Annotated in this window: 19 protein-coding genes; 18 read left to right on the top strand and 1 reads right to left on the bottom strand. The window is 36.7% G+C overall.

All coding sequences use genetic code 11. The features are described 5' to 3' along the window. Window positions 1-15 precede the first annotated feature (15 nt). From BLQ66_RS08165 to BLQ66_RS08140, 6 genes are all read left to right on the top strand, one after another. Complete coding sequence (locus tag BLQ66_RS08165) at window positions 16-672, top strand: Vir family protein (protein ID WP_180364709.1); 657 nt, start codon at window positions 16-18, stop codon at window positions 670-672. A 285-nt stretch (window positions 673-957) separates the two neighbouring features. Further along, entirely contained in the window at window positions 958-2,658 is a 1,701-nt protein-coding gene (locus tag BLQ66_RS08160; RefSeq protein ID WP_083330315.1) for a glycosyl hydrolase family 18 protein, read from the top strand. Between the two features lie 25 nt (window positions 2,659-2,683). Then, entirely contained in the window at window positions 2,684-3,742 is a 1,059-nt protein-coding gene (locus BLQ66_RS08155) for an L-threonylcarbamoyladenylate synthase (RefSeq protein ID WP_027430998.1), read from the top strand. Between the two features lie 36 nt (window positions 3,743-3,778). After that, window positions 3,779-4,360 (top strand): arsenate reductase/protein-tyrosine-phosphatase family protein, encoded by a 582-nt coding sequence (locus BLQ66_RS08150; protein ID WP_074521724.1) that lies wholly within the window; start codon window positions 3,779-3,781, stop codon window positions 4,358-4,360. A 12-nt stretch (window positions 4,361-4,372) separates the two neighbouring features. After that, window positions 4,373-4,804: a ribose 5-phosphate isomerase B gene (gene rpiB / locus BLQ66_RS08145; RefSeq protein WP_074521723.1), complete on the top strand. Its 432-nt coding sequence runs from the start codon at window positions 4,373-4,375 to the stop codon at window positions 4,802-4,804. A 33-nt stretch (window positions 4,805-4,837) separates the two neighbouring features. Further along, window positions 4,838-5,323 (top strand): deoxycytidylate deaminase, encoded by a 486-nt coding sequence (locus tag BLQ66_RS08140; protein WP_074521722.1) that lies wholly within the window; start codon window positions 4,838-4,840, stop codon window positions 5,321-5,323. A 59-nt stretch (window positions 5,324-5,382) separates the two neighbouring features. On the opposite strand, the gene BLQ66_RS08135 is transcribed toward BLQ66_RS08140, so the two are convergent. Beyond that, window positions 5,383-5,871 (bottom strand): ribonuclease FAU-1 family protein, encoded by a 489-nt coding sequence (locus BLQ66_RS08135; RefSeq protein WP_034245594.1) that lies wholly within the window; start codon window positions 5,869-5,871, stop codon window positions 5,383-5,385. 174 nt (window positions 5,872-6,045) lie between these two features. Between BLQ66_RS08135 and BLQ66_RS08130 the strand changes: the two genes are divergently transcribed. From BLQ66_RS08130 to BLQ66_RS08075, 12 genes are all read left to right on the top strand, one after another. After that, the gene (locus tag BLQ66_RS08130) at window positions 6,046-6,348 is read left to right on the top strand and encodes an AtpZ/AtpI family protein (protein WP_027430994.1); all 303 of its coding nucleotides are present in this window, start codon (window positions 6,046-6,048) and stop codon (window positions 6,346-6,348) included. Between the two features lie 24 nt (window positions 6,349-6,372). Beyond that, complete coding sequence (locus BLQ66_RS08125) at window positions 6,373-6,759, top strand: hypothetical protein (RefSeq protein ID WP_074521721.1); 387 nt, start codon at window positions 6,373-6,375, stop codon at window positions 6,757-6,759. A 67-nt stretch (window positions 6,760-6,826) separates the two neighbouring features. After that, window positions 6,827-7,501, top strand: a complete 675-nt coding sequence (gene atpB, locus BLQ66_RS08120) for a F0F1 ATP synthase subunit A (protein WP_051195372.1) — start codon at window positions 6,827-6,829, stop codon at window positions 7,499-7,501. Between the two features lie 46 nt (window positions 7,502-7,547). After that, on the top strand, window positions 7,548-7,802 hold the full coding sequence (gene atpE / locus BLQ66_RS08115) for an ATP synthase F0 subunit C (protein WP_027436914.1): 255 nt from the start codon (window positions 7,548-7,550) through the stop codon (window positions 7,800-7,802). A 44-nt stretch (window positions 7,803-7,846) separates the two neighbouring features. Then, entirely contained in the window at window positions 7,847-8,395 is a 549-nt protein-coding gene (atpF, locus tag BLQ66_RS08110) for a F0F1 ATP synthase subunit B (RefSeq protein WP_330361980.1), read from the top strand. Further along, window positions 8,383-8,931, top strand: coding sequence for an ATP synthase F1 subunit delta (atpH, locus tag BLQ66_RS08105; RefSeq protein ID WP_027430989.1), 549 nt, complete (start codon window positions 8,383-8,385; stop codon window positions 8,929-8,931). The genes atpF and atpH overlap by 13 nt, the downstream gene beginning before the upstream one ends. Window positions 8,932-8,966: 35 nt before the next feature. After that, entirely contained in the window at window positions 8,967-10,472 is a 1,506-nt protein-coding gene (gene atpA, locus BLQ66_RS08100) for a F0F1 ATP synthase subunit alpha (RefSeq protein ID WP_074521720.1), read from the top strand. A gap of 55 nt (window positions 10,473-10,527) precedes the next feature. Beyond that, window positions 10,528-11,394 (top strand): ATP synthase F1 subunit gamma, encoded by an 867-nt coding sequence (gene atpG, locus BLQ66_RS08095; RefSeq protein WP_074521719.1) that lies wholly within the window; start codon window positions 10,528-10,530, stop codon window positions 11,392-11,394. A 74-nt stretch (window positions 11,395-11,468) separates the two neighbouring features. After that, window positions 11,469-12,860, top strand: a complete 1,392-nt coding sequence (gene atpD, locus BLQ66_RS08090) for a F0F1 ATP synthase subunit beta (RefSeq protein ID WP_027430986.1) — start codon at window positions 11,469-11,471, stop codon at window positions 12,858-12,860. 57 nt (window positions 12,861-12,917) lie between these two features. After that, a complete protein-coding gene (gene atpC / locus BLQ66_RS08085) occupies window positions 12,918-13,319 on the top strand; it encodes an ATP synthase F1 subunit epsilon (protein ID WP_027430985.1) in 402 nt (133 codons plus the stop codon). 124 nt (window positions 13,320-13,443) lie between these two features. Then, complete coding sequence (locus tag BLQ66_RS08080) at window positions 13,444-14,604, top strand: class I SAM-dependent methyltransferase (RefSeq protein ID WP_074521718.1); 1,161 nt, start codon at window positions 13,444-13,446, stop codon at window positions 14,602-14,604. Between the two features lie 89 nt (window positions 14,605-14,693). Beyond that, window positions 14,694-17,225, top strand: a complete 2,532-nt coding sequence (locus tag BLQ66_RS08075; protein ID WP_074521717.1) for a hypothetical protein — start codon at window positions 14,694-14,696, stop codon at window positions 17,223-17,225. Window positions 17,226-17,363 lie beyond the last annotated feature (138 nt).

Here is a 17,363-nt window from a genome sequence, read left to right as displayed (position 1 = left end):
AGAAAAATTGAATTTATGAGACATTTTAAATCTAATAAGAAGAGATTAGGGAAAATGAGTATAGGACTTTTAGGCCTATCAAGAGCTGTGGGAACAACTCACTTAGCCTTTGCCCTAGCTAATTATTTAAGAAACGGGCTAGGCTTAAAGGTAGCTCTTATAAGCTTTAATAATGAAAATGATTACGAAGGCCTAAAGGATTACGCTAATACTTATACTAGTAACAAATTATTTGATTTAAGAGATAAGTCTTATAAGGAATTAAGGAGATTTCAAGGAATTAATTTTAACGGAATTCATTACTATGCATGCAATAACAATGCCTATTTAGGTGAAATAGTAAATTCTTATGACTGCGCAATTTTGGATATTAGTGTAAATGATAAGAATTATAGAGAAGCGCTGAAGTTCTACTTTAGCTGCGAGAAAAGATTTTTATTAGGCTCTCTTAGTCCTTATAAATTAAGGGAAGTGACAGAAAGAATCAGACGAATTAAACTTAGAGATGAGGAGGAAGATTTGACTATGTTAACAAGAGATTATAATAAGAAGAGAAAGGCTAAACTTGCAAAGGAGTTTGGCGTAAATGTTCAGATTATCCCAGAGATTTTTGATATGGAGATAATTGATGGAAAGAATTTAATCTGGCTAGACGGTCTAATTTATTCATAAAAATATATCACAAATAATAAGAAGAAAATTAGAAACAAGGAAAGCAATTTCGTCGTTTAACAACTAATGAAAAATTTTATAAATACGACAAAGTAAAAAACGAAATAACATTTTCAAATATATACATAGTCCCTCTGCGTATATATTAAAGAAAGTCACTGACTAGGGCACCTTAATAGATGTTTGCTAATAATGCATATAGGTGTATAATGGTCGGTGGCTTTTTTAAGTCTCTAGTGTTACAATAAAAAGCATGTTCATTAATAAAATTTTTTGGAGAGTGTTATGAATAAAAGGAATTCAATTATGAAAAAGAAGAAGCTTTTAGTGACAGCAGTAATTGCCTTAGTTTGCATTATTGCCCTAGGGGTGTGCGTTTATATATATAAGTATGCGCCAACTAGTAAGAAGATGAGTGCATATGATTACTTTGATATGCAGGAAGGTTCAGAGGAATTACTTGTAATTCTTGATGGCGAGGAATATACAAATCAGGGGGTCTACATTGACGGAAATCTCTATGTTAGACAGGATTTAGTTGAGAGCGATATTAATTTAAGATTCTATTATGATAAGGAAACAAGCTGTGTTATTTATTCTGATACACATCATATGTATTCCTTTAAGGAGAATTCTAACGAATATACTGACGAAGAGGATAATGCTTATACAAGTGATGTGACAGTTTTAGTTAAGGAAGGGGATACACTTTATCTTAACTGGGATTATGTTGCAAGTCACACAGATTTAGATTATGTAATTGCTAGTGACCCTAATAGACTTGTGATTACTACAAGCTATGATGAAGAAACTTGCGTAGATGCTAAGTCTAAGATTAGCGTTAGATATAGAGGCGGCGTTAAGAGCGAAGTGGTTGAAAGCGTTTCAAAGGGAACTCGCCTTGTGGTTACTAAGGAATTAGAGGATTGGCTTGAGGTAGTTACACCAACAGGCATTAAGGGTTACGTTAGAACTAAAGATGTAACTGATAAATACAGCAATGTTAGAAGCACAAGCTATGAAGATGACAAGACTACAATTAGTTTTGATACAGATATTAATTTAACTTGGTTCCAGGTGGAGGGAACTGCAGGTAATAGTAACATTTCTAACCTATTATCTTCTGCAACTGGTGTAAATGTGTTGTCCCCAACTTGGTATTCAATTTCTGGATCAGATGGTTCCCTATCCTTTGATGGAACTAGCGATTTAGTAACAAGCATGCACAGTAAGGGCATTAAAGTTTGGGCCTTAGTGGATGACTTTGATACAAGCGTGGATTTTGAGACTTTATTTAAGAGTAAGGCTGCAAGAACTAAGATGATTAATACATTAATTTCAGGAGCAAGTACTTATGGCTTTGATGGAATTAATCTTGATTTTGAAAATGTAAACACAAACTATTCAAGAGATTTCTTGGAGTTTTTAAGAGAATTATCCGTTGAATGTGAAAAGGCTAATCTGGTTTTATCTACTGATAATTACAAGCCAGAAAGCTATAATTCATGTTATAGATTAAAGGAGCAGTCATCTTTTGTAGACTATGTTATACTTATGGCCTACGATGAGCACTATGCTGGCTCAGAGGCAGGTTCTGTAGCTTCACTTCCATTTGTAACTGAAGCTATTAACGAGGTCTTAGAAGATGTTGATAATAGTCAGCTTATCGTTGGTGTTCCATTTTTTACAAGAATCTGGAAGACTACAAATGGCACAACAACAAGCTCTGCTGTAGGTATGCAGGCAGCAATAAGCAAAATGACAAGCGATGGTTATTCTGCATTCTGGAACGATGAGGTTTCACAGTATGTGGTTAGCTATGAAAAAGATGGTTCAACAATTGATATTTGGTTTGAAGAGGCTTTATCTATAGAGGCTAAGATGAAGGTTATTGATGAGGCAGACGTTGCCGGCGTTGCAAGCTGGAAGCTTGGACTTGAGACAAGCGATATTTGGACTGTAATAAATAAATATCTTAATAATTAGATATAGATAAAAGTAAGGAGACGTCATGGAAACAAGGATAAGAGTGGTTTCTGGAGATGAGAAGAAAGATAATTTAATATACGAAGAGGCAAAGGAAATTCTAAATAACGGTGGTTTAGTAGCATTTCCAACAGAGACAGTTTATGGTTTAGGGGGAGATGCCCTTGATGCAAATGCATCAAAGAAGATTTACGCAGCAAAGGGACGACCATCTGATAACCCATTAATAGTACATATTGCTGATTTGGATGCACTTTATAAGTTATCAGTTGAGGTTCCAGAGAAGGCACTAGCTCTAGCCAAGAAATTTTGGCCAGGTCCAATGACAATGATTTTGAAAAAATCGGACATAGTTCCAAGCGCAACAACTGGTGGACTTGAAACAGTGGCAATTAGAATGCCAAGTCACAAGGTTGCCAACAGACTTATAGCCCAGTCAGGAGTTTATATAGCAGCACCATCTGCTAATACATCAGGAAAGCCAAGTCCTACAAGAGCTGAGCATGTTATTAATGATTTATCTGGAAAAATTGATATGATAATTCAGGATGACACAGTAGATATTGGACTTGAATCTTCAATTATTGATTTAAGTGAAGAGATTCCTACAATTCTTAGACCAGGTTATATTACAAAGAAGGATTTTGAGGAAGTAATTGGTGAGGTTAGAATTGACCCAGCAATCGTTGGTGAGGTTAAACCTGGAGTTAAGCCAAAGGCACCTGGAATGAAATATAAGCACTATGCGCCTAATGCAGAAATTACTATAGTTGAAGGCGATACAAAAAAAGTTGTAGACTATATTAATGAAGAAATAAAAAAGGCAGATGAGCTTGGCAAAAAGACAGCCGTTATGGCAACAGATGAGACAAAGTCTTGTTATGGTCATGAACATGTCTATGTTCTTGGCAGCAGAGAAGACGAGCTAAGCATTGCAAAGAACCTATATAAGGTTTTAAGAGATTTTGATAAAGATGGAATTGAGGTAGTTTATTCAGAAAGCTTTGATTCAGCAGATGTAGGACAGGCTATTATGAATAGATTAATTAAGGCAGCAGGACATAAACTTGTTAAAGTTGATTAGAGGATGACGATTTGTTAGAATTGGGGGTGGCTAGTTTTGAGCGCATACAAGAAAGTAATTTTTGTTTGTTCAGAGAATACCAGTAGAAGTCCCATGGCAGCAACGATTTTGGCTAATTTAATGCCGGAATTAAAGGTTGAATCTCGAGGCATGGTAGTTTTATTTTCTGAACCATATAATCCTAAGGCAGTTGCAGTAGCAGCTAAGCACGAAGTAATTATTCCTAATAATTCTTCAGAGGAGATTAATGCAAAGGATTTTGGAAATGATACTTTAGTTTTAACAATGAATTCTGCCATGAAGCAGAAGATCTATGATACATTTGATGAAGCGATAAATGTTTATACATTATCGGAGTATGCTGGTTTTCCAGACAAAGAAATTATAAATCCTTACGGCAAGGGGATGGATGAGTACAATTTATGTTTTGAGCAAATATATGAGCTTGTAGACATAATTGCTAAGGATTTAATTGATAAAGATAGCAACTCAGATGAGGAAGAATCAGTAGAAGAGGATTCTTCTTTAGATGATGCTAATAAAGATGACACATTAAAAACGCCCGTAGTTAATGGTAACAACAAAAGACAAGGTAAAGGACAAATTAATAACAATTAAAGGAGTTTTGGTATGAAATTAGCAATTGGATGCGATCACGGCGCAATCGAATTAAAGGAACAGTTAGTAGCACATTTAGAAAAGAAGGGCTACGAAGTAATCGATAAGGGTACTTATACAAAGGATTCTTGTGATTATCCAGTTTATGCAAAGCAGGTTTGCGAATCAGTTTTATCATCAGAGGTTGAGCTTGGTATCTTACTTTGCGGTACAGGAATTGGTATGAGCATGGCAGCTAATAAGGTTAAGGGCATCAGAGCTGCATTATGTAGTGACTGCTTCTCAGCTCAGGCTACAAGAGAGCACAACAACGCTAACGTATTATGTATGGGTGCAAGAGTACTTGGACCAGAATTAGCATTTAGAATCGCTGATACATTTTTAGAGGCTAAGTTCTCTAATGATGAAAGACACATTAGAAGAATTAGCATGTTAGAAGACTAGAAATTTAGACTATATAAAGGGAGGTGTAACTATATGAGTCAGAAGAGAACTGACTATATTTCATGGGATGAATATTTTATGGGAGTGGCTAAGCTATCGGCCTTTAGATCAAAGGACCCTAACACTCAGGTGGGAGCTTGTATAGTAAGTCAGGACAATAAGATTTTATCTATGGGATATAATGGATTGCCAATTGGTTGTTCAGATGATGAATTTCCATGGTGCAGAGAGGGCGACCCTCTTGAGAACAAGTATCTTTACACAACACATAGTGAGTTAAATGCAATTCTTAACTATCGTGGTGGAAGTTTAGATGGTTCTAAGATATATGTTACACTTTTTCCGTGTAATGAATGTGCAAAGGCAATTATTCAATCTGGCATAAAGACAGTGGTTTACGACTGCGACAAGTATGCAGATACAGCTTCTGTTATAGCATCAAAGAGAATGCTAAAGGCAGCAGGTGTTGAAATCGTTAAGTATCACGAAAGTCAGAGAGAGATTACATTTACATTATAATCATAATAATAAAAGGCTTTAGTATCCTAGAATTTCTAGAGATATTAAAGCCTTTGTTTTTAAATTACTTTTATGTTAGCCTCGAAGCGCTCAATAAATTTTACATATTCCTTAAAGCTGCCGCTATATATTGAAAGCAGTAGATTGTTTAGCCTATTCAGGGATGCTACTAAATAGTCCTTAGAAATTATGTCGCTTTTGAAAGCATCTGCTAATTCGTCTAAATCAACTACGCGATAATTACCGTCTTCATTAACAATAACATCTGCGATTAAATCAGTAAAAATGAACTTATCTTCTTCTTTATTATATTCTGTGTCGATTATATCCACATATATATAGGTAAGAGAATTATCATCTCTATAGAACTTGCTGACTTTAATGCCTTCGTTCATCACATAATAAGATATACCATGTGAGAATTCTTTCTTGGGCTTAAGCGTATTCCATACGGTTACGATTCTATCTGCATCCTGGTAAACAATAACATCATCTTTAAGCTCTACGCATTCCATAGGAACAAGTCTTTTTCTATAAAGTGTTGCCAATTTAATCACCTCCCATGTATGTGATATAAATTATATATTAAACAAATTATAACAATAATGTATGCAAAATTCAAATGAATAATTGAATTAAATTTGATACAAAATTAACAAAATGTAGACATTTTCTTGATTAAATGGTAAAATATTGATATCTGTTTTGAAGGGATATACGGTATGGAGAACAAAGGTAAGGCATTAAGAAATATAGTGCTAGTATCCCAGATAAGTATTTGTGTGATGGTGCCACTTTTCGTGTGCGTCGCGCTGGGTGTTTGGCTAGATGGAAAATTTAACACGAATCTCTTTTCCCTAGTATTAACGATACTAGGTATAGCGGCAGGAGGAAGGAACGCTTATGCTCTCGTTAAAGCAACGATAGTGCAAGAAGAAGCTAAGCGGAAAAGAGATGAAGAAGCGCTTATTCAGGAGAAGTTGGATAATTACAACCGTGAACACAAGAATGAACGTGACGAATAAACAAATTGTAAGGATGGTAGATAGATGCTAGAAAGAATCAAGCAAGTTAATGAAAGCCTACCAGGAATGATTTTGGTAGAAGGATTATATTTTGTAATCGGTGCAATCATCATCTTAATAGCAGTTCCAGATAACAAAGGATATTGTGTTTCTGGGCTTTCTTTTGGCGTGCTCTATGCTATTTTTTCATCCATTCATATGAGCTTTGTAATCCGTAAAGTAGTTTACGGCAATGAACAGGGCTCTAAATCTTATATCTTGGGTTATCTTATTAGGTTACTGGTAATGATAGCTATTTTTTTGCTACTCTTTTTATTACACGCAGGTAACCCAGTTTGTGCCATTATTGGCATGTTTTCAATGAAAGTAGCGGCTTATATTGAGCCGTTTACTCATAAATTACTATCTTAAAGAAAAGGAAGGTGAGAAGGTGGGCGCTTTAAGTTTAAACACATCAGTAGCTGGTGATTCAAGCTTTATGATCCAGACGTTTTACACTTTTAAGCTAGGCGGTGTAGAACTAGGTATTGATTCAACTCACGTAGCTATGTTGATTGTGTCAGTCTTCATCATCATTATGGCAATTATTGCTAGAGTGAAGATCAACAAAGTTAATGCCACGGACACACCGGGAACATTCCAGAATATTGTCGAAATGATAGTAGATATGTTAGGCGGAATGGTTGATGGAATCATGGGCAGCAATGCTTACAGATTCAAGAATTACATTTCTGCATTATTTATCTTTATTATCATATCAAATATTTCGGGAATTTTCGGTCTGAGACCGCCTACAGCGGACTACGGCGTAACATTATGCCTAGGTCTTATTACTTTCGTCTTAGTACAGTTCAATGGTATTAAGAAGAATAAGTTAGGACACTTTGGTGCATTGTTCCAGCCAATTTGGTTCTTATTCCCAATCAATTTAATTGGTGAATTTGCAGTTCCGTTGTCATTATCATTACGTCTATTTGGTAACGTAATGTCGGGTACAGTACTTATGGGCTTAATCTATGATTTACTTGGTCCATTCACAGTAGCTTACCCATCAATACTCCATGCATATTTTGATATCTTCTCAGGATGCATTCAGGCGTATGTATTTAGTATGTTAACTATGGTTTATGTTAACGACAAGATTGCCGATTAAGAGGCAGAACTAAAAAACAAATTTTATTTAAATGGAGGAATTCAACATGAATATTTCAGGACAGGAATTTATTAGTGCTATGTCAGCAATTGGTGCAGGTATCGCAATGATCGCCGGTGTAGGACCTGGTGTAGGTCAGGGTATTGCCGCAGGTCACGGTGCTTCAGCAGTAGGTCGTAACCCAGGTGCTCAGTCACAGATTCAGTCAACTATGTTACTTGGTCAGGCCGTTGCCGAAACAACAGGTCTTTACGGTTTCGCCGTAGCTATTATCTTAATGTTCGTTAAGCCTTTTAAGTAAGATTAAGACATATCGAAGTAAGATAATAGAAAGGAGGCCAACAAGTGAATTTGTTAGGAAATACAGCAATTGTCCTTGAAGGACGATTATTTGGCTTGGATGCACAGCTCCTTTTTGATGCTGCAATAACATTAATTAATGTCTTCATCCTATTTATATTACTTTCATATATCCTTTTTAATCCAGTACGTAACATGTTAAAGAAGCGTCAGGATAAGATCACAAGTGATATTGAAGGTGCTGCTAAGGATAAAGAAGATGCCCTTGCTATGAAGCAGGAATACGAGGCTAAGCTTAAGGCTGCTAGTAAAGAAGCAGAAAGCATTTTAAGTGATGCTAGAAAGACTGGCGAGCATAATAAGCAGAGACTTATTGACGAGGGTAAAGAAGAAGCAGCTAGAATTATTGCGCAGGCTAATAAAGAAGCAGAGCTTGAAAAGCAGAAAGTTGCTGATGAAGTTAAGCAGCAGATCGTTGTTGTTGCTGCAGCAATGGCTTCTAAGTTAGTTTCTAAGTCAATTAATGAAAGCGACAGTAATGCTCTTATTGAAGAGACTTTAAACGAAATGGGTGATAAAACATGGCTAAGCTAGTAGAAACAACCTACGGTGATGCTTTGTTTGAATTAGCTGTTTCTGAATCTAGTATGGATAGTTTATACGAGGAGGCAGTAGCTGTAATCGATAGCTTTAAGGCTAATCCAGATTTAGAAAAGCTTCTCGCACACCCAAAGGTTGAAAAAGAAGAGAAAGAAACAGTTATTAAGAATGTTTTTGAAAAATTTGTCTCAAAGGACATGACAGGTTTATTAACTCTCATGGTTTCTAAAGACAGACAAGGAAACATTGTTGATACATTGGAGTACTTTGTTGAAAAGGTACTTGAATATAAGAAGATCGGCATTGCTTATGTAACTACTGCTAGCGAGCTTACAGATGCTCAGAAGAAGGCAGTAGAAGCTAAGCTTCTTGCTACAACAGACTATAAAGAATTCAAGATTAACTATGCAATTGATGAAAGTCTTATTGCTGGTATGATTATTAGAATTAAGGATAGAGTTGTAGATAGTAGCATAAAAACTAAACTCGCCAATATGGCTAATGAACTTAGTGGTATTCAGTTAGCTTAGTTTTAAAATAAACTTTAAGAAAGGGTTTCTAAACAATGAATTTAAGACCGGAAGAAATCAGTTCAGTTATAAAAGAACAGATTAAAAGATATTCTACCGAACTTGAAGTATCAGATGTTGGTACAGTAATTCAGGTTGCGGATGGTATCGCCCGTGTTCACGGATTAGAGAAGGCCATGCAAGGTGAACTTCTTGAATTCCCTGGCGAAGTATACGGAATGGTATTAAACCTAGAAGAAGATAACGTAGGTGCCGTATTACTTGGTTCAAACAAGAACATTAACGAAGGTGATACAGTAAAGACAACTGGCCGAGTTGTTGAGGTTCCAGTTGGTGATGCATTGACAGGAAGAGTTGTTAACGCCCTTGGCCAGCCTATCGATGGCAAGGGACCTCTTAATACAACTAAGTTCCGTCAGATTGAAAGAGTTGCCTCAGGTGTTATCACAAGAAAGTCAGTTGATACACCACTCCAGACAGGTATTAAGGCTATTGATGCCATGGTACCAATTGGTAGAGGACAGAGAGAATTAATTATCGGTGACCGTCAGACAGGTAAGACAGCCATCGCAATTGATACAATTATTAATCAGAAGGGCCAGGGCGTACATTGTATTTATGTAGCTATTGGTCAGAAGGCTTCAACAGTTGCCACAATCGTAAAGACACTTGAAGAATATGGTGCTATGGCATATACAACTGTAGTTGCAGCTACTGCTTCAGAGCTTGCTCCATTACAGTATATCGCTCCTTACTCAGGTTGTGCTATTGGTGAAGAGTGGATGGAAAACGGTGAAGATGTATTAGTAGTATACGATGATTTAAGTAAGCATGCTGCTGCATACCGTACATTATCACTTCTTTTAAAGAGAGCTCCAGGTCGTGAAGCTTACCCTGGTGATGTATTCTATTTACATTCAAGATTATTAGAGAGAGCAGCAAGAATGTCAGAGGAATATGGTGGAGGTTCTTTAACAGCGCTTCCTATCATTGAAACTCAGGCAGGCGATGTTTCAGCATATATCCCAACTAATGTAATTTCTATCACAGATGGTCAGATCTATCTTGAGACAGAAATGTTTAACTCAGGTTTCAGACCAGCTATTAATGCCGGTTTATCTGTATCTCGAGTTGGTGGTGCTGCTCAGATTAAGGCTATTAAGAAGATTTCTGCTCCTATCAGAACTGAGTTAGCTCAGTTTAGAGAGTTAGCTTCATTTGCTCAGTTTGGTTCAGACTTAGATGCTGATACAAGAGAGAAGTTAGCACAGGGTGAAAGAATCAGAGAAATGCTTAAGCAGCCTCAGTATAAGCCAATGCCAGTTGAATATCAGGTAATCATCATCTTTGCTGTAACAAGAAAGTATGTACTTGATATCCCAACAGAAAAGATTGGCGATTTTGAAACAGGTTTATTTGACTTCATCAATACAAAGTATCCTACAATTCCAGAAGACATTAAGAATTCTAAGGAATTATCAGAGGAGAACGAAAAAGCACTTGTTAATGCTATTGAAGAGTTCAAGAAGAGTTTTAAGTAATTAGTAAAATGTAGTCACTACATTTACTAGCTTTTAGGAAACGGAGGTAAATTTTATGGCCTCAATGAGAGACATAAAAAGACGTAGAGACAGTATACAAAGCACTGGTCAGATTACCAAAGCCATGAAGCTCGTTTCCACTGTTAAGTTACAGAGAGCTAAGGGTAAGGCTGAGTCAACAAAGCCATACTCAGATCTTATGTATGAAACTGTTAGTAACATTTTAGCTAAGTCAGGAAATATCAATCATAGATATTTAGTGGCTGGCGAATCTACTAAGAAGGCAGTTATTACAATAACAGGTAACAGAGGATTAGCGGGTGGTTATAACTCGAACATTGATAAACTCATAATCAATAGTGGTTTTAACAAGGATGATGTAGATATTATTGCTATCGGTACTAAGGGAAGAGATTTCCTTAAGAGAAAAGGTTACAAGATTGCAAAGGATTATTCTGATGTAATCAACGAACCTCTCTACACTGATGCAAAGGAAATCTGCGACGAATTACTTGAAAGATTTGCTGCAGGTGAAATCGGTGAGATTTATCTTGCCTATACATCATTTAAGAACACAGTAGTGCATATTCCAAAGCTTATTAAGTTATTACCAGTATCAACTGAGGACTTAAAGTCTGAGGAAGGTGATAAGAAGGTAGATACAACTCCAATGAGCTACGAGCCAGAGGAAGATGAAGCACTTGATATGATCATACCAAAGTATGTATGCTCACTTATCTATGGTGCCTTAATTGAATCTGTTGCCAGTGAAAATGGTGCTCGTATGCAGGCTATGGATAATGCTACAAGTAACGCTGAGGATCTCATTTCCAAGTTATCTCTTCAGTACAACAGAGCTCGTCAGGGCGCTATTACTCAGGAGATTACAGAGATTATCGGTGGTGCAAATGCTACTGGCTAATTAAGAGTGCTTAATTAAGTTATACTGTTAGATTTAAAATAAATCTTTTATTTAACTAATAATGGAGGTTAGTAATGGCAGATAAGAATATCGGTAAGATTACTCAGATCATCAGTGCCGTAATTGATATTAAGTTCACTGAGGGTAATCTTCCAGAAATTAATTCAGCCATCAACATAAAGACTAATGACGGCGGCAAGCTCGTAGTCGAGGTTGCACAGCATCTTGGTGACGATACAGTAAGATGTATCGCCCTTGGTCCTACAGATGGTTTGGTTAGAGGTATGGAAGCAGAAGCTACAGGAAAGCCAATTTCTGTTCCAGTTGGTGAAAACACACTTGGACGTATCTTTAACGTATTAGGTGATCCTATTGATAACAAGCCAACTCCAGATGTAGAAGAGTACATGCCTATTCATAGACAGGCTCCTACATTTGCTGAACAGGCTACTAACACAGAGATGTTAGAGACAGGTATCAAGGTAGTAGATTTACTTTGCCCTTACCAGAAGGGTGGTAAAATCGGTCTATTCGGTGGTGCCGGTGTAGGTAAGACAGTTCTTATTCAGGAACTTATTAGAAATATCGCTACTGAGCACGGTGGATATTCAGTATTCACAGGTGTAGGTGAGCGTACAAGAGAGGGTAACGATCTTTACCATGAAATGATGGAATCAGGCGTTATCGAAAAAACAACAATGGTATTTGGTCAGATGAACGAACCACCTGGAGCTAGAATGAGAGTTGGTTTAACAGGTCTTACAATGGCTGAGTACTTCAGAGATAAGGGTGGAAAGGATGTACTTCTTTTCATCGATAATATCTACAGATTTACTCAGGCAGGTTCAGAGGTTTCAGCCTTACTTGGACGTATGCCATCAGCCGTTGGTTACCAGCCAACACTTCAGACTGAAATGGGTGCTCTTCAGGAGCGTATCACATCAACAAAGAACGGTTCTATTACTTCAGTTCAGGCCGTTTATGTACCTGCGGATGATTTAACTGACCCAGCGCCAGCTACAACATTTGCCCATCTTGATGCTACAACAGTTCTTTCACGTTCTATCGTAGAACTTGGTATCTACCCAGCTGTAGATCCACTTGAGTCAACATCAAGAATCCTTGACCCTAGAGTCGTAGGTGAGGAGCATTATAAGACAGCTCGTGCCGTTCAGGAAATCTTACAGAGATATAAGGAATTACAGGATATCATTGCTATCCTTGGTATGGATGAATTATCAGAAGAAGATAAGCTTGTTGTATCTAGAGCTAGAAAGGTTCAGAGATTCTTATCTCAGCCATTCCACGTTGCTGGACAGTTCACAGGCTTAGAGGGTAGATATGTTTCTATCCAGGATACAATCCAGGGCTTCAAGGAAATCCTTGAAGGTAAGCATGATGATATTCCAGAAAGTTACTTCCTTAACTGCGGTAGCATTGATGATGTATTAGCTAAGGTAAAGTAAAATTTGCTTGACTAGATTGTATATTTGAGATGCTTTTGCATGTAAAGGAGGATTACCATGGCAGAGACTATGAAGCTTCTGGTTAATACACCAGATAGAGTTTTTTATGAAGACGATTCTGTTACTATGGTTGAACTTGCTACTTCAGAGGGAGAGATTGGTGTTTTTCCACAGCATATTCCTCTTACATCAGTAGTTGTACCATGTGTACTTAAGATTCATCATGGTAATGAAGTTGAAAAAGCTGCTATTCATGGTGGTATCATCGAAATTCTTAAGGATAAGGTGACAATCCTTGCAGAGGTTGCAGAGTGGCCTGATGAAATCGATGTTAATAGAGCTAATGAGGCTAGAGTTAGAGCTGAGAGACGTCTTTCAGCTAAGGATCCTAACCTTGATGTAGCTAGAGCAGAGATGGCATTAAAGAGATCACTTGCAAGACTTGGAGCAGCTAAATAAAAAATTTTGGGGCGCAGAAATTGCGCCCCTTTTTTTACTTAACAAGAGGGGAAAATAAAGGTATAATTTAGAAGATAGTTTTTTGTAATTAAATAGGAATATAAGAGATAAGATTGGATTAAGTATGGAATTAAAGGAATTTTTAGAATCGAATTTAAATGAGAAGTTAATAGATTGTACAATTTCAGCTAGACGAAAAAAAGATGAAAAGAAGGCTTACAGGGTTAAAATTAGACCTGTAAAGATTAATGATAAATTGCTTTTCCAGGCAGAGGAGTTTGTAGGAAGACAGGCTTTTCATAAGAACTTGGAAAAGGAAGAACTAATAGAAGCAATTAAGGAATATTTAAAGGAATTTAGTCAGGCTCAGTTTAACTTAATTGATGCCACAGGTCTTGTTCTTGCTTCTAAATATAAGGAAGGCCAGGAACAGCACTACACTATTAAGCTAAAGAAGGCTAAGGAAGTGAAGGCTATGAGGGACCTTAATCACAATAAGAAAAAGAGATACATTTTAGAAGAAGGAATTCTTGTTCCATTCTTAGTTGACCTTGGGGTTATGACTAAGGAGGGCAAGATTGTTAATTCTAGATATGATAAGTTTAAGCAGATTAATAGATTCTTAGAGTTTATTGAAGATATTTTACCATCCCTATCTAAGGATAGAGAGCAGACAATTATTGATTTTGGTTGTGGTAAGTCTTATTTAACATTTGCCATGTACTATTATCTTAAGGTTTTAAAGGGCTATGACATTCGTGTTATTGGACTTGATTTAAAAGAGGATGTAATTAATAACTGTAATGCCCTTGCTAAGGATTATGGATATGATAAGCTAAATTTCTATGTTGGAGATATTGCCTCATATAAGGATGTGGATGCTGTGGATATGGTGGTTACCCTCCACGCCTGCGATACCGCAACGGATTATGCCTTGGCAAATGCAGTCAAGTGGGGAGCTAAGGTCATCTTGTCGGTACCTTGTTGCCAGCATGAAGCTAATAAGACAATTGATAATGAAATTCTAAAGCCAGTTATGGATTATGGAATTTTAAAGGAGAGATTGGCAGCTATTATAACGGATGCTTCAAGGGCTAAGATGCTTGAGGCCAATGGTTATGACACACAGATTTTAGAGTTTATTGATATGGAACATACACCTAAGAATCTCTTGATTCGTGGGGTTAGGAATTCTAAAAAAGAGGGGAATAAAGGTGCGAGACTTGAAAATGAAACAATGAATCAGGCACTTAATTTAGATCTGACCTTGTCTAGACTTATTTAACTCAGTCGGAGTACAAGCTCCGAGCGAGTTAAACGCTCCGCGAGCGAGTCTTGACTATAGACATTTCAGATTATTGATGGGAGATTATTATGGAGATAAAAAAGAATTTAAAGATGAAACATTGGATTCTTGGAATTATTTTTGTAGTTACGGGAGTTCTTACATTTTTAACAATGGAATTAGAAGCGGAAGAGGCTTCATATACTACTATGTCACAGGCTAGCCTTCCGATTGTGTACTTTAAGACAGATGCAGGCAATAGTTACAATGCCCTTCATGGCTATACAGAGGAAATTGATTCCACTATGGACTGCGAGGACATTACCCCTATTGGAACAGATAGAAGCGTAAGCCTTTCAATTAATACTTATGGTACAGAGGTTGAAGGCATTACTTATAAGGTAAGAGATTTAGATTCTGGGGATTTGTATGAAAGCAATGAAGTAAAGGATTTTAGTGTGGTTTCTGATTACATTGATGTTTCTTTTACTCTTAAGAATTTAATTGATGATGATGTGAAATATTCCCTTGAAATTGTGTTAGACCTTGAAGGGGATAAAGAGGCTCATTACTATGCAAACATTATTAAGGGCGATAGTTATGATATTCAGGAATACCTTGATTTTGTTTTAAATTTCAACGAAGTAACTTTTGATTCCTCAAGAGTTAATGAGATTACAAATTACTTGGAGTCAAGTAGTTCAAGTGCTAATGATAATTTCGGACATGTGGACATTTACTCAAGTAGTTCAATGATTACCTGGGGAGATTTAGATCCATATCTTGAAAGTGATATTCAAATTAGCGTTAAGGATGTAAATTCAGAGATTGCAGTTATTTGCCTTGAATATAGAATGGGTGCAGAGAATAGCTACGGTTCTTACGACACTTACGTGGTTAATGAATATTACAGAGTTAGAAAGACAAGCCAGAGATTTTATCTGCTTAATTACGAGCGCGATGCCAATCAGATTTTTGATGCGAAAAATGATTTAGTAACCACAACAAGAATCGATCTTGGTATTACATCCACTACAGAAGTTAATATGCTTTCTGATGAGGATGGAGCTTATAACTATTTTGTAAATAATGGATCCCTTTGGTGCTATAGCGTCTCAGATAACATTTTCACAAGTGTATTCTCCTTTAGTAGCGAGGATACAGACTCGGTTCGTGAGGATTATCTAGACCATGACTTTAAACTTATAAATGTAGATAGTAACGGCGATGCCACTTTTGCGGTCATGGGTTACATGAACAGAGGTGAGCATGAGGGTGAAGTGGGAGTTTCTCTTTACCAGTACGATTACTCAGATAATATTGTTAACGAGGTTTTATTTATTCCGCTAAATACAAGCTATACTGTGCTTTCTGAGAATGCCGGCGGTATTGCTTATCTTAATGAGAATAAATTCTACTGCCTTGTGGATGACACTCTTTACTCTATTGATATTTCAAGTTTAGAGATTATGGAGGTTGTAACAGATTTAGTTGAGGGCACTTATGCAGTATCTGAGGACGGTTCAACAATTTGTTATAGTACAAGCGGAGATTTAAATAATACAGATACTCTTAGAATTTATAATATGGCCAACAGTTCTGATTATCAGATTAAGGCAGATGAGGGAGATAGCCTCAATGTCATCGGTTTTATTGATGGGGACTGCGTTTATGGCATAGCTCACAAGTCAGATATTAGTTCTGATGATATGGGTAACGAGATTTTTGCTATGTATAAGGTTTGCATTATGGATAGCGAATATAACGTGATTAAGGAATATGAGCAGGATGGCATCTACATTAGTGATGCTGAGATTGACGGTAAGAGAGTTACTCTTACAAGAGTGACAAAGTCAGGTGATAGCTATGTTTCTTCAACAATTGACCAGCTTATTAATAAGGATGAAAATGTAGTTGAGGACGAGCTTAGTGTGGTTACAGCTACTACAACTGCAAGACTTACAGAAACTCGTATTTTGCTTTTTAAGGCGGCTTCTTCCACAAGTGGAGTTTCTCTTAGAGCATCAGAAAAAATCGTCTATAATGAGAAGAAATGGGTGGATTTAGACAAGACAATAACAGGGGAAGGTAAGTATTATGTTTATGCATATGGAAGATACCTACAAAGTTATGAAAATTTAAATACTGCCATTAGTAAGGCTTACGATAGTTACGGCTATGTGCTTGATAACAATGCTAACTTAGTTTATAGAAGATATAAGAGTACTCAGAGCTCTCTATCAAACTTAAGTATTACAAGTTCAAGTTCAACAATAGCCACTGCGGCACAGACCCTAGCTAATTACGCAGGTGAGAATATTAATATTGCAAGTCTTATGTCTTCTGGCCTATCAGTCATTGACGCCCTTAAAACTGCTGATAATTTACAGCCATTAAGTATTAGCGGCTTAAGCGTTGATAAGTTATTAAATTATGTGGCAGATGGCTATCCACTAGTTGCTAAGACAGGAGATAATAGCTACTGTATTATTACAGCTTACGATTCAGATAATATTACATACATTGATTTAGCAACATCAACAACAGAAACAAAGACAATTACTGCTGCAAGTAAGATATTTACAGAGGCAGGCAATGTTTATTTGACATACTATAAGTAAAATGAATTTAAACCGGTGCGATAATTCGCGCCGGTTATTTTTGTATAAAATTTATCGTAATAAAATAGAGATTATATTTAAAACTTGTTATAATATTAGAAGAGTAATGAGGATAGTAAATAGCCACAAATTATGGGG

The organism is Lachnospira pectinoschiza (assembly GCF_900103815.1).
In the GTDB taxonomy this organism is placed as follows: domain Bacteria; phylum Bacillota; class Clostridia; order Lachnospirales; family Lachnospiraceae; genus Lachnospira; species Lachnospira pectinoschiza_B.
Note: the sequence above shows the minus strand (reverse complement) of the source record. Positions and strands in the feature narration are given on the sequence as shown.